The organism is Natronospira bacteriovora (assembly GCF_030848495.1).
Lineage (GTDB): Bacteria > Pseudomonadota > Gammaproteobacteria > Natronospirales > Natronospiraceae > Natronospira > Natronospira bacteriovora.
Genome location: NZ_JAVDDT010000011.1, coordinates 1 through 17,623, shown reverse-complemented (window position 1 = coordinate 17,623; position 17,623 = coordinate 1). Strand labels below are relative to the sequence as shown.

Annotated in this window: 12 protein-coding genes; 8 read left to right on the top strand and 4 right to left on the bottom strand. The window is 62.3% G+C overall.

The window, feature by feature from the left end; translation table 11 throughout:
- Positions 1-17: 17 nt before the first annotated feature.
- Complete coding sequence (locus RBH19_RS13110; RefSeq protein WP_306729307.1) at positions 18-2,267, bottom strand: 7TM diverse intracellular signaling domain-containing protein; 2,250 nt, start codon at positions 2,265-2,267, stop codon at positions 18-20.
- Positions 2,268-2,473: 206 nt separating this feature from the next.
- Positions 2,474-5,377: a ligand-binding sensor domain-containing diguanylate cyclase gene (locus RBH19_RS13105; RefSeq protein WP_306729306.1), complete on the bottom strand. Its 2,904-nt coding sequence runs from the start codon at positions 5,375-5,377 to the stop codon at positions 2,474-2,476.
- A 151-nt stretch (positions 5,378-5,528) separates the two neighbouring features.
- Here RBH19_RS13105 and RBH19_RS13100 point away from each other — a divergent pair, with 151 nt between their 5' ends.
- The 5 genes from RBH19_RS13100 (at position 5,529) to RBH19_RS13080 (ending at position 11,334) form a co-directional block, all read left to right on the top strand.
- On the top strand, positions 5,529-6,404 hold the full coding sequence (locus RBH19_RS13100; RefSeq protein ID WP_306729305.1) for a hypothetical protein: 876 nt from the start codon (positions 5,529-5,531) through the stop codon (positions 6,402-6,404).
- Complete coding sequence (locus RBH19_RS13095; RefSeq protein ID WP_306729304.1) at positions 6,374-7,054, top strand: methylamine utilization protein; 681 nt, start codon at positions 6,374-6,376, stop codon at positions 7,052-7,054. The genes RBH19_RS13100 and RBH19_RS13095 overlap by 31 nt, the downstream gene beginning before the upstream one ends.
- Before the next feature lie 98 nt (positions 7,055-7,152).
- Complete coding sequence (locus RBH19_RS13090) at positions 7,153-9,078, top strand: adenylate/guanylate cyclase domain-containing protein (RefSeq protein ID WP_306729303.1); 1,926 nt, start codon at positions 7,153-7,155, stop codon at positions 9,076-9,078.
- 53 nt (positions 9,079-9,131) lie between these two features.
- Positions 9,132-9,602, top strand: a complete 471-nt coding sequence (locus tag RBH19_RS13085) for an Mpo1 family 2-hydroxy fatty acid dioxygenase (RefSeq protein ID WP_306729302.1) — start codon at positions 9,132-9,134, stop codon at positions 9,600-9,602.
- A gap of 13 nt (positions 9,603-9,615) precedes the next feature.
- Positions 9,616-11,334 (top strand): GGDEF domain-containing protein, encoded by a 1,719-nt coding sequence (locus RBH19_RS13080; RefSeq protein WP_306729301.1) that lies wholly within the window; start codon positions 9,616-9,618, stop codon positions 11,332-11,334.
- Between the two features lie 29 nt (positions 11,335-11,363).
- Here the strand turns inward: RBH19_RS13080 and RBH19_RS13075 are convergent, their stop codons facing one another.
- Complete coding sequence (locus tag RBH19_RS13075) at positions 11,364-11,765, bottom strand: hypothetical protein (protein ID WP_306729300.1); 402 nt, start codon at positions 11,763-11,765, stop codon at positions 11,364-11,366.
- Between the two features lie 98 nt (positions 11,766-11,863).
- Between RBH19_RS13075 and RBH19_RS13070 the strand changes: the two genes are divergently transcribed.
- Positions 11,864-13,075, top strand: a complete 1,212-nt coding sequence (locus RBH19_RS13070) for a CaiB/BaiF CoA transferase family protein (RefSeq protein WP_306729299.1) — start codon at positions 11,864-11,866, stop codon at positions 13,073-13,075.
- Between the two features lie 210 nt (positions 13,076-13,285).
- Here RBH19_RS13070 and RBH19_RS13065 read toward each other — a convergent pair whose 3' ends face one another.
- On the bottom strand, positions 13,286-14,029 hold the full coding sequence (locus RBH19_RS13065; RefSeq protein WP_306729298.1) for a DUF4397 domain-containing protein: 744 nt from the start codon (positions 14,027-14,029) through the stop codon (positions 13,286-13,288).
- A 312-nt stretch (positions 14,030-14,341) separates the two neighbouring features.
- On the opposite strand from RBH19_RS13065, the gene RBH19_RS13060 reads away from it, so the two are divergent.
- Positions 14,342-17,227: a delta-60 repeat domain-containing protein gene (locus RBH19_RS13060; protein WP_306729297.1), complete on the top strand. Its 2,886-nt coding sequence runs from the start codon at positions 14,342-14,344 to the stop codon at positions 17,225-17,227.
- A gap of 285 nt (positions 17,228-17,512) precedes the next feature.
- Positions 17,513-17,623 (top strand): DUF3391 domain-containing protein (locus tag RBH19_RS13055; RefSeq protein ID WP_306729341.1); only part of this gene is annotated, 111 nt, incomplete at its 3' end.

The window sequence follows — 17,623 nt, the reverse complement described above, 5'->3', positions numbered from 1 at the left end:
GAAGGGGAAGAATCGAATCAGCGAGCGCCCTTTCGCATGTTCTCAACCGCCTGCTCCGAAACGGCTTCAGGCGTCGCCTCATCCGATGTGGACGCGCCCATCTCCACCATCACCGTGTAGTCGATCGGGCTGCCGTCCCGCGCGGTGAGGGTGAGCTTCTGGCCGTTGAGCGCCTTGCCCAGCATGGTCTGCAACTTCTCCATTTCCTGGCGGCGGGTGCCGGGGCAGACCAGGGCCAGCTGTTCACCCCGCCAGTGGCCGGCCTCGTCACCCGGGCGACAATGCTCCCGGAGGCCGCGGGCAGTGGCCAGAACGATTTGCTCCGCCGCCTGATCCCCGTACTGTTCACGGGCGCTGTCCAGTCCGTGCACCCGCAGGCAGAGCATCCCGAAATCCAGGGCGTCATGGGCCTTGCGGTGCTCGATCTCGCGGTGCAGAACCTTCTCCAGGTGGGCCCGCTTGTACAGGCCGGTCTTCATCTCCGTGTCGGCACGCGCTTCCAGGCGGCGTTGCAGCAGCACCGCTTCCATGGACGCGCCCAGGTGGTCGGCAAACAGCACGCCGGCCTCGCGTTCATCGGCCTGGAAGTTGCTGCCCTTCTTCACCATGATGAACAGGCCTTCCAGCTGACGCAGACGGTTGTTCATGGTGATCAGCAGGCCCTGGTGGCCATCGCCCAGATCCGGCAGCTTGACCGGCAGCTCGCTGTCGATGCGTTTGCCGCGCAGCAGGCCGAGGATGCGTTTCTGGATGGCCGGCTCGATGCCGTGGAAATGCACATGGGTGATGGCCGTGGCCCGTTTGGGGACTCGGGCCACCACCGCCAGGCCGGTGTCCGGCAGGGCGCGGGCCAGCAGGGGCAGGGTCTGGACCAGCAGGGATTCCGGGTTGCGCACGCCCGGGGCCAACTGGTTCACCTCCACCAGGGATTCGAACAGGCGGGTGCGGTTTTCCAGGCGCTTGTTGCTGTTGGACAGTTCACCCAGCGCGCTATCCAGTTCGGCGGTTCGTTCCCGGACGCGTTTCTCCAGATTGACCTTGGCTTCGCGCTCCACCCGGGCTTTCTCCCATTCCGTGACTCGCATGCGGTGGGCGAGGGCAAAACTGAGCATGAGCATTTGCACCACGGCGCCAATCTGTACACCGAACTCGGTCAGGAAGACATTCGGTAGCAGGCCGATGGCCCGCAGGCCGTAGATGGCCGTGCCCAGCAGGAAGATGGTCCAGGCCAGGAGGAAGTAGCGTGCCTGCAGAAAGCCGGCTCGCAGAGACAATGTGGCGATGGCCACCAGCGCAAAGGTGTTGATGACCGACAGCCCGGCGGTAAGCTGAACCCCGACACGCGGGCTGAAGACGATGGCCAGCAGCACGGCTAGCACGAAGGCACCGGCCAGACCCAGCACCACCTTGTTGGCCACGGGCATGCGCGAGGGTAGCTGCAGGAAGGATCGCGAGAACAGGGCCGCGGCGACAAAGGCCATGGCCACGATCACTGATGTGGACATCTCCGCCCAGGCGGTGGCCCGTGGCCAGAGATACTGAAAGGCCAGGCCATTGAGAATCAGCTGCGACAGCAGATAGAGGCCAACGTAGGCGACGTAATAGAGATAGCTGATGTCCCGCAGGCCGAAATACAGCAGCAGGTTGTAGAGCAGCAGGGCCAGGATCACGCCATAGAAGAGGCCGAACCAGAGATTGGCTTGCTGGTTGGCCTCGGCAAAGGCCGCCTCCGGCCACACAACGATGGGAGTCTGCAGGGAACTGTTGCTGGCAATCCGAAACAGCAGTTCCACCTGCTCACCGGCTTCCATGTGCAATGGGATGGTGACGTTGCGATGCTCCTTCGGCCATTGCGCGAAGGGCACCTTCTGGCCCGCTTCCCAGCGTTGTACGCGACCGTCTGCATGATGGGCTTCCACCGAGACCTCGCCCAGCAGCGGGTGCTGGATTTCCACCAGCCATTCCCCCCCTTCATCCACGGGCGCGCTGATCGGCAGATAGAGCCAGATGGCGGCGTCGGAATAACCGAAGTGGGGCGAGGCTTCCTCGCTGAGCTGGTACTGCCCGCCACGCGCCCGTTCGAGCTGGGCGGAAAAATCACGCCCGGCCGCGCTGTCCACGTGAACCTGCAGGTGGCCTTCGGTACTTCGGCGTTCCTCTGCCGAGAGCATCAGGGGGTTGTCGGAAGCGCTTGCCGGCGGCACAGCGGCTGGGCCCAGCCACAGGAGCGCAATGAACGTCAGGCCGAATCGCCAATCAGTCAGCATCTTTTCCTCCGTCTGCCCGGATAAAGCCCACCCCCGGTTCGGTCTCCCTGTCCCGGCCACGCGACGAAACGGCCCGATGCACTCCCTTGCCTTTAACGATATGTCAAAAACTGCCCCATTTCCATGCACGGGCATGGTCGGCCCACGCCCCTGAAGGTGGACAAGGGGCCGGAAACGAGGGAAGCCGATGGATGCCCGTCGCCTGTCTAACCGGCCAAGACAACCCGGTTTCGGCCTTCCGCCTTGGCTCGGTAAAGGGGCTGGTCCGCGGAATCGATCAGTCGCTGGCAGTTGTCGTCCCTTGACGGGACACGGCTGGAGACACCGATTGACACCGTCAGTTCGAGATCGGACGCTTCTACCCGTCGGCGTATCCCTTCAGCCACTTCCCGTGCCGCCGTCTCACTGGCGCCCGGCATGAGCAGCAGGAATTCCTCACCGCCGTAACGGGCCGCCAGATCCTCCGGGCGCCGGGGTGCCTCTTCCAGCATCAGGGCGATCTGGCGTAACGCCACGTCACCGGCGACATGACCTCCCTGGTCGTTATAGGCCTTGAAGTGATCCACGTCCAGCAGCAGGATCGCCAGGGGAACCCCTTCCTGACGGCAGTGATTGAGCGCCTCCGTCATGTATTCATCCAGTCGGCGCCGGTTGGCAATCGCGGTCAGGCCGTCGATGTTGGCCATGTCCTTGAGGCGGCGATTAGCCAGTGAAAGCTGCCGGGTACGCCCTTCCACGATTTCCGCCAGGCGGCGGTGTTCGGCGCTGATGCGATAGGTGCGCCAGCGGATGACGCCCACGGTCAGGCTGACCCCCGACAGCACCATGAGCAGACCCCAGAGGCTGTAGGCCCAGCTGGTCTGGTACCAGGGGGGCAGGATCTCGAAGCGGAAGGGAGCCGCCTCGCTGGTGCGGCCGCGTCCGTCCTGTCCCCATAGCTCGAAGCGGTAGTCACCGGGGCTGAGGAAGGAGTAGGTGATGAGGTTCGACGAGTACCAGTCCGAGATTTCAGGTTCCACTCCGGCCAGTCGGGAGCGAAAGCGGACGCCGGAGTTGGTGGCGTAGTCCGGCACGGCGAGCTCCAGGATCAGGGCGTAGTGATCGCGGGGCAGCTGGTGAACCCGATCCGGGTCCAGCGCCAGGGCTTCCCTGCGGCCATCGGCGTGTTGCAGGATGGCACGTCGCAGCGAGACCTGCGGTACCTCACCGTGATCAGCGCGGATGCCGCTGTGGTGGAACAGCAGCCGCCCGATACTGCCCACCAGCACATGCCCGTCGCGATCGAAGCCCAGTTCGGTGATCGCGCCACGGCTGAGCGCTTCGGCCACCTCGAATCGTTCCCATTCATCGTCTCTGGCATGCCGCAGGAGACGGTTGTGGCTGAAGGCCCACAGTTCGCCCCTGGGGCCCTCCCGGAGATGGAACGGGCTGTGGTCGGCGCGATGCGCATCCAGGCCGGGTTGCGAAACTGCCTGGAAATAATCGCCGTCCCACTGCCAGAGACCGCCACTGGTGCTGGCGGTGATCCGGCCATCCCGATGACGCAGGAGATGGCAGAGGCCGTTTTCACCGCTGCCGTCATCGATGCCGGACGCTGCATCCACCGCCCGCCACTGATCGATGCCGTCCAGTTCGGTATTGAGGGTGACGTGGATGATGCCGTGATGATGGCTTGCCAGCAGCAGTTCGCCGTGCGCGATTTCAGCAATGCCGAGGATCCGTGCAGCGGGCTTCTCCGGCAGGCGCAGCCATTCCCAGTGATCGCCGGATTGCCTTGCGATGGCCAGGCCCAGTGCGGTACCCACGTAGATGAGGCGGTCGTCAAAGCGACTGCGCTTCATGCTGCGCGGATAGAGGCTGGAATCGGAGATCGCCGTCGCCCCGTCGGGGGTGATTTCCATCAAATGGTAGGTTTCCGCAAGCAGCGCCCTGTCGGGCGCCAGGGCGAGCCAGTCCCAGGCCTCGAACTGTGTCCAGTTTGAGCGTTGAAGACTGAGGCCGGATGGCTTGCTGTCGGTCTGATCCAGCAGAAAGGCGCCGGAAGTGCTTAGGATGAGTTTCCGGTCCTGCCAGCGGGCAAAGCGGGTGACATGCCCCATGAGGCCACTGTCGTCATCGGACAGGGTCCAGGTCGGTGGCCAGTCCACATGCAGCGTCTCCAGGTCGGTTTGCACCAGCAGCCCGCCTCCCACCCGGCTCGGGGTGATGGCCTGCAAGGCATCCGTTCCCAGGCCGATCCGGCTGTAGGCGGACGTTTCCGGGTCAAGCAGATAGAGATCGCCGGAGCGCCCGCCCAGGGCCCAGCTGCCGTCCGGCAGCACCGCGAAGGCGGTGAAGTGATTGGCGTCGGGCAGGCCGGCCGGTGCCGTCCAGGTTTCCACGCCACCGTCCCTGTAGGCGAGCCAGCGCCCGTCCATGGCGGCCGCCACCAGTGTTTCGTCCGCGCCCGGCAGCAGGTGGAAGACGAAATCGCTCAGCTGCTCACCACCGGCGACGAGTTCGAAGCGTCCGTCCACCAGGGTCTTGAGGCCCACTTCACGGAACTGAAGCAGGAGGAGGCCATCGGCATCCGTGGCCAGGGCACCGAATCGTCCGGGGTGGTGCCATAGCCGGGTGGCGCCGTCATCGTGAGCGTAATGAAAGAGGTGGCGCAGCCCGCGGAAATAGACGCCGTCCCGGGTGGGCAGGATGTCCCATATCTCCCCAAAGCCTTCCTCGCCCATCAAGGGCCTGAACAGCGCGGTGAGATCCCTGAAGTGCGGCACACCGGCCTGATCGTGCTCCACGTAGCCGAAACGCTCCGTTCCCCCCACGTAGAGCCGTTCGCCGTCATGAAGCAGGGTGAGCACCCGGGAGCCATCCGGCAGCGGGTGATGGCGCCAGTGGGCACCATCGAAGGTCAGAAGGCCGTCGGCATTGCCCACATAGACCAGTCCGTCGGGGCCCTGGGCGATGGCCAGATTCTGGGCGAATACATCGAGATCAATGGCAAAGCGCGCCACCGGCGGCTGTCCCTGGATCGGGTGCAGCGGATGATCGGCCATGACGGCACCCGACAACAGGAGCAGTGCCGTCAACAGGAGGGGGATGGCGCGAAACCGTATCGACATTCCTCAATGATAGTCCAGCGAGACCAAGCGGCAATGATTCTATCCTTTCCACCCGCTGCGGGGAGGCGGGGCGCCGCGTGCCTATCTGGCGTCTATACTCAGGGTGGCCGAATGCCGGGGAGTATCCGGTTCACCCTGCCGGGAGGACGCGATGTTGCGCTGTATCCGTGCCGCTTGCCCGTTGCTGTTGGCCGCTCTGCCGCTCGATGTCACGGCCATGAGCTGGTTCGGCGATGTGTCCGTTCAGCTGAGTCATGATGACAACCTGAACCGGGCCGCGCAGGCACAAGACGAACGCAGCGATACGCTGCTTGATGCCGAACTGGCCTGGTTGCGTCCCTTCGACCTGCGGGAATGGGGCACCCTGGATGCCACTGTGGCGATTGGCGCGCGTCTGCACGATCGATTTGACGATCTCAATGAATCCCGCCTCGTCGTTTCCGGTCATTACCACCGCCGCCTGGGCCTGGGGCCGCAGGCTCCCTGGATTGCCGCCCATCTGGATTACGGTTACCACGGGGTGAAGGACGAGTGGCGAGAAGGCACGCGCCAGTCCATCGGTGCAAGCACCGGGCGCGGTGTTGGCGAGCACTGGCAGCTTCGGGTCGGCTTGGCTTACGACCGCCAGTCGCCGGACAATGTGCGACGGGATGAAGGCAATGCCCCCTACAATGTCTTCCGCCTCTCCACGCTCGGGTTGCAGACGGACCTGGATTACCGCATGGACAATGGCTGGCTCTGGCTGTCGGGCCTTGCCTATCAGAGGGGCGACTTCAATGCCAGCACCACCGATCCGGATCTCTTCGATGACGAGCAGCTGCCGTGGCTGGATGACCCGGTCTTTGGCGAGAGTTTTCGCACCTACCGCATTGATGGGCAGGCCTGGAGTGTTCAGGCCGGCGTGTCCATTCCGCTGGGTGATCGTGCCTCCATCAACCTCATCGGGCGTTTCACCGATGTAACCACCGACAATGACATTTCCTATGGAGCCACGCGATGGCAGTTAAGCTTCATGCAGGAACTCTGAGCTGTTCCACCACGCTGGTGCCACTCCTGCTGTCCGCTGTTCTGGCCATGCCGGTGTCGGCGGCCGGGTTTGATGTTCATCTGATGGATTCCGCGGGGGACGGGCTTGCCAACGCTGCGGTGGTGGTGCGGACACTTGACGCCGAGCCGGACCGCCCTGATTCGCCCCGGGTCCGGATCGACCAGATTGATCGGGCCTTCGTTCCGGCCGCCATTACCATCCCCGTGGGTACCGAGGTGATGTTCCCCAACAAGGATGACATCCGTCATCACGTTTATTCCTTCTCCGAGGCCAAGACCTTCGAGTTGCCCCTGTATACAGGCATGCCGGCCAGGCCCGTGCATTTTCCCCAGGCGGGGATTGTCACCATCGCCTGCAATATCCATGACTGGATGCTGGGCCACATCTATGTGGTGGATACGCCATGGCATGGGCTCAGCGATGAGGGTGGTCGATGGGAAAGTCCTTCATTGCCGGCGGGACGTTACCGAGTGGAGGTCTGGCATCACGGCCTATCCGATGGGCGAATGACGTTGCATGAAGGTGAGCTGGCCGCGGGCGAACGTCTGAAGCTGGATTCGACACTGGAGATTCAGAGCGGCCCTTCACCCCGTCGCGCACCACGCCCCGGTCGTCGTGGGTACCGATAGGGAGCCTGCGATCAATCCATTCGCGTCCGTCGTCGGCGGCCGCCTTGAATGGATTGATCACAGTTGCCTTGCATGCCCGGCAGGAGTGAGCTGAGCCGATGTTTCGATTCCGGCGCTTTCAGACCCGCCTGCTTGTTCTCTTCCTGGCGCTGTTCACGCTCACTCAGGCCGTCGCGCTGGGTTTCAGCAACTGGGCTGGCCGCATCACGGCCGGCACGGAGATCCGCAACGCCCTGGAGGTATCCGCCGGGGTCTTCTCCAGTCTCCTGGAGGAGCGGGATACTCGCCTTCTTCAGGCCGCCGTGCTGCTGGCCGACGATTTCGCCTTCAAGTCTGCCTACGCCACCCGCGACGGGCCGACCATCGAGTCCATGCTGCACAACCATGGTCACCGCATCGGGGCGGACATCATGTACCTGCTCTCTCTCGATAGCGAGGTCATCGCCAGCACCCTGGGCGAGGGGGAGGAAGCCGCGGCATTCATTCACCCGGAACTGCTGGCGGCAGCACAGGCAGATCCCCATGGCGAGGCCACCGCAATCGTGCTGATCGACGGTGAGCCTTTTCAGTTGGTGGTCGTGCCGGTTCTGATCCCGCGGCACGATGCCTGGGTGGCCATGGGCTTTGCGGTGGATGATCCTTTCGTGGCGCATTTCCGCGAAGTGACCCAGTCGCATATCAGTCTGATGGTCCGGGAAGAGACCGCGTGGCGGCCGCTTGCATCCACCCTGCCAGCGGCCGAGCGACAGGCCCTGTCCGACCAGTTGGCGACGAACCCCGGGTCGCCGGGCAGCGCCTTCAACCTGCGCCTTGCCGGTGAGGATTATGTGTCCCTGCTGTATCCCCTGGGCATGGACGATCAGCGCCAGCTCATGGCCGGCATGCACCGTTCCCTGGATGCCGCCATGGCCCCCTATGCGCGCCTTCAGCGGATACTGCTGGTGCTGATGCTGCTGGGCCTGGGTCTGACGGCAGTGGGTGCCGTCTGGGTGGCCCGCCGCGTGAGCGGGCCGGTGCGCCAGTTGCGCGAGGGCGCGGTGCGCATTGCCGAGGGCGATTACCGCAGCCGTGTCCATGTTCGTCAACGGGACGAGCTGGGCGCCCTGGGACGCGCCTTCAATCGCATGGCACACGGGCTCGAGGATCGGGACCGGGTGCGCGGCCTGCTGGGCAAAGTGGTTTCGCCAGCCATCGCGGAAGAGCTACTCAGCCGGGACATCGAGCTGGGCGGGGAAGAGCGGGAGGTGAGCATTCTGTTCGCCGACATCGTCGGCTTCACCGCGCTGGCCGAGCGCCTCCCGCCATCGGAACTGCTGGATTTCCTCAATCACTACCTGACCCGCCTGTCTGGCGACATCGAGGCGAATCAGGGGGTCATCGACAAGTACATCGGCGATGCCGTGATGGCCGTATTCGCCGCACCCTTGCCGGACCCGTACCATGCCAGCCATGCCGTCGCCGCCGCCCTGGCCATGCAGCAGAGCATGCAGGCCCTGAACATGGCGGAGGCTGATGGCCGGCCGGATCTGCAACTGCGGGTGGGGATCAACAGTGGAACGGCCGTTGCCGGCAACATGGGTTCGGCCGATCGCCTCAATTATACGGTGGTGGGTGATGCGGTGAATCTCGCCTCCCGCCTGGAAGGGCTTACCCGACGTTACGGTGTGCCCGTCATCGTCAGCCAGGCCACACGGGATCGGGCGCCACAGTACCTTTATCGGGAGCTGGATCGAGTTCGGGTCAAGGGGCGAAAGTCGCCGGTTTCCGTTCACGAACCGCTGATGCTGGAAGCAATGGCTGACGCTGACACCCTGGCGGAACTTGGGCTGTTTGCCGAAGCCCTGGATGCCTATCGATCGCGGCAGTGGTCACAGGCAGCGGCCGGCTTTTCCGACATTCTGAAGCGACGGGATGATCCGGTCGCCGGCCTCTATCTGGACATCATCAGCCGCTATCGTCAGCAACCGCCGAGTGAAAATTGGGATGGCAGCGCCACGCTCGTGACCAAATCCGGCGACGCTTGAGTTGTGCCGGAACGCCACCTAAGCTGATGGAAAACGTTGGGAGGGGTCGACCGATGGCGCGCAGCACGGAAGAATGGCTTGATGCCTACGGCGAGAGTCATCAGCATCCCACCAACAAGCGCATACACTGGGTGTGTGTGCCGTTGATCGTGCTGAGCCTCGTGGGCCTGTTGTGGTCCCTGCCGGTGCCGCCGGCCTGGGTCGAACTGACCCCGTTTCTGAACTGGGCGACGATGCTGCTGCTGGCGGCTGTCATCTACTATCTCTTTCTTTCTCCACCGCTGGCTCTGGGCATGCTGCTCTTTGCGGTGATCCTGAGTGCGCTGGCCTGGCAGCTCGACCAGTTGCCCCTGCCATTGTGGGGGGTGTCGCTTGCGGTCTTCGTGCTGGCCTGGGTGGGGCAATTCATTGGGCACGAAATCGAGGGCAAGAAGCCGTCCTTTCTCGAAGACCTGCAGTTCCTGATGATTGGGCCCTTGTGGCTATTGGCTCATCTCTACCGCCGTCTCGGGCTGAAGTACTGACGCAGGATCGCTGGTGATTCACTCCACATTCAAGGAAGCGCTGATCAATTCACTCGCGCCCGCCGCCAAGTGGATTCTTTCTCCCGCGAGGCGCGGGAGGATCAATAAAAGCTTCCCCGAGTCCATCGCGCTGATTTTGCTCGTCTTGCTGCTGGGCTTTCTGCCGTTCGGAGTGGTCACGGCCGATACCGATGTGCGCCTGCAGCTGCGCTGGAAGCACCAGTTCCAGTTTGCCGGCTACTACATGGCACTGGAAAAGGGATTCTACGAAGAGGCCGGACTTGCCGTGGAGTTGCTGGAAGGCGGCCCCCATGCCCTCAAGCCGGTGGAAGACATGCTGGACGGCAAGGTGGATTTTGCCATCAGCAACAGTGGTGTCTTGATCGAGCGCATGGAAGGCAAGCCGGTGGTTGCACTGGCCGCCATTGCACAGACATCGCCCATCGTGTGGATCGTGCGTGCTGACTCCGGGATCTTCACGCCCCTGGATCTGGCCGGCAGACGCCTCATGCTGATGCCGCCTCCGGAAAGTGCCGAACTGCTTGCCATGCTCCGCCAGGAGGGTATCCGTCTGGAAGAAATGGATCTTGTCCCCACCACCTATTCACTGGACGATCTGATTCAGGGCGAGGTGGACGCCTACGATGGCTATAGCAGCAATGAACCCTGGCTGCTCGCAGAGAAGGGTGTCGATTACCGGCTGATCCGTCCCAGGGACTATGGCATCAATTTCTACAATGACGTCCTGATCACGCGGGAATCACTGCTGGAATCGGATCCGCTCATGGTGGCGGACTTCGTGAACGCCAGCCTGCGGGGTTGGGTCTACGCCCTGGAGAATGTGGAAGAGACCGTTGATCATATTCAGACCCACTACGCGCCGGAGAAGGCAAGAGAGCACCTGCTGTTCGAAGCCGAAGCCCTGCGGGAACTGATCATGCCGGAACTGGTTTCCATGGGGCACATGAACCCGGGGCGCTGGCAGATGATCGGCGATTACTATGTGAAGATGGGCATGGCCCCCGGCCCTGTAGTGCTGGACGGTTTTCTGTTCGATGCGGAAACGGCACAGCCGGATTATGCCTGGCTGATGCGTTGGACGGCGGGCGGTGTGATGGCCTTGCTTTTGTTGGGTATCCTGACTCTGCGTTACGCCCGGCTCAATCGTCGCCTGATTGAGGAGGGTGAGCGGCGCAAGGCGGTCGAAGTCACTCTGATGCGCAAGCAGGAGGAACTCTACCGCCTGGCCAACACCGACGCCCTCACCGGTATCGGCAACCGACACAGCTTCGAGGCATTGGCGAATTCGGAACTGCGGCGTAGTCAGCGATATGGTTTTCCCGTGTCGATGCTCTTTCTGGATCTGGACCATTTCAAGGAAATCAACGATGAACACGGGCACACCGCCGGCGACGAGGCGCTTCGCCGCATCAGCCGTGTCATTGCCGAGTCACTGCGAGAGTCGGATCACTTCTGCCGCTGGGGCGGGGAGGAGTTTCTCGTGCTCGGCCCGCACTCGGATGCCACGGCGGCCATGGAGCTCGCCGGCAAGATTCGTTGCCGGGTGAAGCAGGAAGGCATCGCCTATTCACCGCCACTGACGGTGAGTATCGGCGTCGCCAGCGGCGGGCCCGGTGACAGCCTGGATTCCCTGCTCGGGCGTGCCGACCGTGCCCTGTACGAAGCCAAGAATGCGGGTCGAAACTGTGCTCGCTACGTGGCTGATGATTGAACTGGCCACGTCGCGAAAGGTCTGCCGGCTCAGTGTGTCGAGCCCTGTGCATCCACCAGACGAAGGGCGATGGTGCCGCTCATCTGACTGCCCGGCGCGGCCCGGGACAGCCAGCGCAATCGGACTTTAAGCCGTGGCCGGCTGGCATCGCTGCTGTTGGGGTCTTCATAGTCACCGATCAGTTCCGCGCTGGTGGGCCGCTGGCCGTTCAATGCCGCTTCCGGGTGCTTGCCCAGAAGTCGCTGGGCGGCCCATTCCCAGATCTCGCTGGCGTCCTGCTCGGTGACGGATAGGGCGCGCCAGCTGCCGCCAACCAGGGCGTGCAATTGGATGTGTGAATCGGCCCGCCTGAGTTCAAGATAGCGTGAACCGTCGCGGATGGCGCGATCCAGGAGTTGATCGAAAACCGGGGGGTGGGCTTCGTGTAACATGGCTGCATCCCTGCCAATCGCTGGCCCTGATACACTTTTGTATGGCCCGTAAAACAAGGGCTTGCAAGTTTTTCGTCACGCTCATTGTGAGGAGCCCCATGAAAGCGCTCGATGGTATACGGGTTCTCGACATGAGCCGGATACTGGCCGGCCCCTGGGCCAGTCAGCTCATGGCGGATATGGGCGCCAGCGTTATCAAGGTCGAACAGCCGGGGCGCGGTGACGACACCCGGCACTGGGGGCCGCCGTGGCTGAACAGTGACCCCGGGGCACTCTCGGCGTATTTTCTCGCCTGCAATCGTGGCAAACAGTCGGTTTGCATCGATTTCAGTCATCCCGAAGGGCAGGCCCTGCTGCGCGAACTGGCGGCCGACAGTGACATCCTGCTGGAAAACTTCCGTCCGGGCAGCCTGGCCCGATACGGCCTGGATCATGACAGTCTGCGCAAACAGAACCCGGGGTTGATCTACTGCTCCATTACCGGTTTCGGTCAGGATGGCCCCTACGCGCAACGGAACGGCTACGACCTCCTTCTGCAGGCCATGGGTGGCCTGATGAGCATCACCGGCAGCCCGGCCCGGGAAGGGGGTGAACCGGCCAAGGTGGGCGTGGCCGTGACTGACATCCTCACCGGCCTCTATGCCACCATCGCCTGCCTGGGCGCCTTGCGGGAGCGCGAGGCCGGGGCCGGCGGACAGCACATCGACATGGCCTTGATGGACGTGCAGGTGGCAACCCTGGCCAATCAGGCCATGAATTATCTGGTTGGGGGTGAAGTGCCTCAAGCCATGGGTCATGCCCACCCGAACATCGTTCCCTATCAGGCCTTCGAGGCCGTGGACGGCTGGCTGGTGATCGCCGCCGGTAACGATAAGCAGTTTCAGGCACTGTGCGATGTGCTGGATCTGCCGGACCTGGCCCGTGACCCGGCCTATGCGCGCAATGCCGATCGGGTCGCCCAGCGGGCGATATTGGTGAAACGGCTGGCCGCGGTGATCCGCCGCCGCCCGCGGGGCGACTGGCTGGCCGCCCTGGAACGGGCCGGCGTGCCGGCGGGACCGGTGAATGACATGGCGGCGGTGATGGACGATCCCCAGGTGCGGGCCAGGGGCCTGGTGCAGACACTGACCCATCCCCGCCTCGGTGAGATACCGACCATTGCCAGCCCGATCCGTTGTCGTGGCGGCTCGACCCAAAGCCATGGCCCGCCACCGGCGCTTGGACAGGATACGCAAGCCGTGCTGATGGAGCGGCTGGGGCTGGATGAACAGCGGCTTTCACGCCTGCGTGCCGAGGGCGTCATCCGCTGACGGGCGCCACGCCAGGATTGGCGTCGGCGGCCTTTCCACGAAGAAACAAAAAAGGAGGCCCCTGCAAAGGAGCCTCCCCGCTGCATGAGACCAGCTTCCCTGCCGAATCTCGAGTCAGAATCTAGACCGGAATGGGCCGCCCCGCCTCACCCATTTGGATGAGAAAAAGCCCGGAATCGTCCATGGAACCTCCGTAAAGAGGTTCCCCAATCAATCGTTCATGGCCGCGACGACCCGCAAGACCGGGTCGGTGGTCTGCACACCGTCACCCCAGACGCCGGCCGCGATGACCAGATAGTGTCTGGTGGCGTCAGGCGTGAAGCCGACCGGCGGCGTGATGTTCAGGCCATCGCTGTTGCGGGCCACCAGAGAATAACTGCTGCCGGATCCGGCAGTCACCGCGACCGCGGGCTGCCAGACACCGAAATCTGCCCCGCTGACGATGTCCTCGCCGCTGGCGCTCAGAGTGACGGGCCAATTGTTGCCATCCACATGCACGGCATTGAGGAAATGCACGTCGGCTTCATCGGCGCCGGCACTCTCCACGGGCTCAGCGATGCTTGCAATTCCAAGTGCATCAGCATTGAGGCTGCCGATGACGGCAAGAGAGCGGCGTTCACCTTCGGCGAGCTCAAACTCGGCTTCCAGCAATGTCATGTCCGGCGCCGTGGCGCGCGCCAGGTAGAGGCGGAGCAATCCAGGTTCAGCTGCAATCGGGTCGGATTGCCCGCCCGCTGGAAGGGCCTGGCTGTAGATCTCTACCTCCATTTCTTCATCGATACGAGTCACCGTCATCTGAAGCTCCGGGGCATCGCGCGTTGCGTGAACAACCCGAAGCAGCGCCTCGTCACCCCCATTCGGGTCACCACCGTCCACCAGAATGGTTTCATCATTGCCGCATGCCGCCAGAGGCAGCAGCAGCAAGCATGCAAGCAGTCTGATCGTGTTGCTCATTCTCTGCATTTTCGCATCCTCCAGCCCGGACAGCGCAGGCAATCGGGCACCGTTTGCAAAACCAGTCTACCCGCCGGAACTCCCGTTCGCCATGCCGTTTTTCAATCGCCTGGCAGTCGGCTGCGACAATTGCGCATCCCGCGAGATTCGTGGCGAAGAAGCAACGCCAGCAAGATACCCATTCGTTTGGGTGGGGACGCGGTGCCCCGTATGGGGGGGTGTGTAAAACGGGCCGTACAGGCAGGGTGAGTGTGTCGAGAACTGGCGGCCGAATCCATAGGTCCGGCCCGAATTTCAGTCAGGGAGGTCATCATGATCAACATACAGACGAAGAAGGGCAGCACGGCTGCGAACGGTTTTCTGTTAAGCGGGGTGCTCGTCGCTTGCGGGGGCATCGCTGCGTGCTCCAGTAGTTCCGGGGATTCCGGGCCCCAGGGGTTTACCGTCGGCGGTGAGCTGAGCGGACTTGCGGGTGACAGTGTGGAGCTCACATTGAACGGTGAAGAAACCCTTTCACTGGATGCCGACGGTGCCTTTGAGTTCGATACTCTGCTGGCCGATGGCGATAGCTATGAGGTAACCATCTCGGAGCAGCCAGGAGACAGTGCCTGCCTCGTTGACAACGAATCCGGCGAGATCAGTGATGAGGCCATCGATGATGTGCTCGTCCAGTGTGGTGATTTCAGCCTTGCTGCGCTCAACGAGGAAGGACAGATTGCACTGCAATGGTCACCGGCGGGTACCGTCGACATTCTCTACTCAAGCGATCGCGCTTGTGACTGGAGCAATGTGCAGCAGTGTGCGGATGGCGGCGCCAGCTACGGTGTCAGTGGCGGTAGCGCCGTGATTGATGCCGAAAATGATGGATTGCGCCTGGATACTACCTACCATCTGGTCATGCAGGCCAATGGCATGCAATCGGATGTAACCACGGCCACCGCGCTCACTTATCACCTGACCGGCTACGTCCTGGACACCGTTCTGACGGATCAGCACCTCATTGCCGGTGGTTATTTTCAGTACTACGGCGGTTTGCACCAGGGTATCGCTCACTTTCGTGACGATCTCTCTGGCACCCCTCTGACCGGTCCATTCCTTGATGTGCGCAATGAAGACGGGGTAGTCGCCCAAATCACCGCCGTCGCCAAGGACCCCGATGGTGGCTTCTATATCGGTGGCAACTTCGCGTCCATCAACGGCGAGCCTCGGGCGCACCTTGCTCGCCTGAATGCGGACGGAACACTGGATGAGCAGTGGACCGCATCCCTCGATGGCGGTATCACACGGGTCAACGAAATGCTGATCGATGACAATCGCCTGTATGTGGCCGGCCGCTTCGAAGAGGTGAATGGCAATACCGGATTCACCGGCCTGGTCGCACTGGATTTTGATGGCAACATTGACGGCGGCTTCTCGCCGGAAGCCCCGGCGGGCACATTGTTCTTCGCCCAGGTAAACGCCATTGCCATTCACGACGAACGCCTATACGTGGCCGGCCGTTTCGACACGCCCGACGCGTCAAACAGCAATGTCGCTGCCCTTGATCTGAGCACGGGTAGCTACGTGGAAGATTTCGATGTCGATGTGAATGACACCGCCTTGGCGATTCTGCCATCCAGTGAGTCAGTCTATATTGGCGGATCGTTCAGTTCTGTAAACGGTGAAAGCAGAAATTATCTGGTTGCCGTGTCGCACGATGATGGAGCCGTTGACCCGGGTTTCACACCCAATCTGAATGGAACCGTCACGGACATCGCTGTTGGGCCGGAGCGCCTTTATATCACCGGCCATTATGATGAGGTCTCAGGCAGTTCATGGGAAGGAGTTGCCGCGCTGAGTCTCGATACCGGCGGGCTCGATATCAATCGTGACCTGCGCGTTGATGGCATTGCGGTAACGGTGGAAGTTCGCGACGATGCGCTCTATGTCGCGGGTCTTTTCCGCAGCATTGGCGGTGAGAGGGCCATCAACGTGGGTCGTCTGCCGCTTGGCAGTGACATGGCCGTGGATCCGGATTGGGCGCCTCATGTGGATGGGATTCCGCTTGGATTTGTCGAAAGCGATTATGGAATGGCCGTATACGGCGGCATCTGGGGTGCTGGTGGTGAGTATATTGGCAGCGTGGCTGCCCTCTCCCGCCAGGATGGGAAGCTGGATGCCAACTGGAACGCCGGGGTGGATGGCCTGGCCACGGCCGTCCTGCATCTCGAAGGAGGACAGCTTTATGCGGGTGGCCTGATCGAGGCTGCCCAGGGCGAGAGTCGCAGTAATGCGGCTGCCTTTGATGCGACTGATGGCACGCTCCTCGAGTGGAACCCGGAAGCAAACAGTGCGGTACAGGCCATCACGACAGCCAATGGAAACATTGCCATCGGTGGTGACTTTACCGAAATCAACGGGGAGCCTCTGACCCGGTTGGCCCTGGTCGATCCTGTCACCGGCGCGTTGTCGAGCATGACGGACCCTCAGGTCAACGATACGGTTCTTGATCTTGCCTATTATTCAGGTGATGACGTTGTGTTCGTCGGTGGCTGGTTCGACGAGATCGGTGGCGGTGCGCCCGCCCACCTGGCGGCTACCTTTGCCAGTGATTTGAACAGCACTGGCTGGGATGGCGGTGTTGACCGATCCGTGAACGCCGTTCTGAATGATGGCAACAGTTATGTCATGGCAGGCGGTCGTTTCACAGAGTCCGGTGGGCAGAACCAGGCTTATATCACCGTATTGACCCCCGGCAGCAATGTCGTGGGTACCCCACCCGACCTTGATGGCACGGTGACTGACCTTCATCTGCTGGACTCGACCGACCAGTTGCTGGTGTCCGGTTACTTCAGTGAAGCGAATGGCAGCGCCCGGGACGGTCTGGCGGTCTTCAACTTTGACAATGGTGACTTCACGTTGAAGCCCGTCAGCGTGGATTTCGAGGGTGATGTCCTCGCCGTTACCCAGGATGAAAATGCAGTGGTGGCGGCAGGCGCCATTATCGGGGTCAACGGGAACCGCCACGGTTATCTGGTCATGTTGCATCCCGGTACACTGCAGCCGATCTGGCCTGGTGAGCCGGGCCCGACTTCGGGATCCGGGCTGAATGTGTTGAGCGGGTCGGCTGCAAAGTCGGTCGAGGCTGACACTTCCGACAGCGATAATCCGGTTGATGACCGATTTTCGACAGAGAAGCTCATGAACCTGGCCTTTTAATCCGTGCGACACATCTGAGGAGCCCCCGGCGTAAGCCGGGGGCTTTTTTGATTCTTCGCGGAACAGCGGGGAGCAGTCGAGGCGTTGATTTGATGGGCGCGTTCCAGGGGCTACCCACCCCCTGCAAATCCGGATTCACTCCACAGCTCTGCACGTTTTTAGGGATAAATGGTGCAGATTCGATGTCTTTCTAACGCCGATTCAAGAAAGGTTTAGACCCGGCCGCGGCCAACTGTTAGATTCCAGAGACAGAAAACAGTTGGGAAGAGGCAGGAGGCCGCCCGGATGGCATTGAAGAAAATCGATATCCGCGACCTCAAGGTCGGCATGTATGTGGCGGAGCTGGACCGCCCCTGGATTGATTCGCCCTTCCTCTTTCAGGGTTTTCGCATCGAG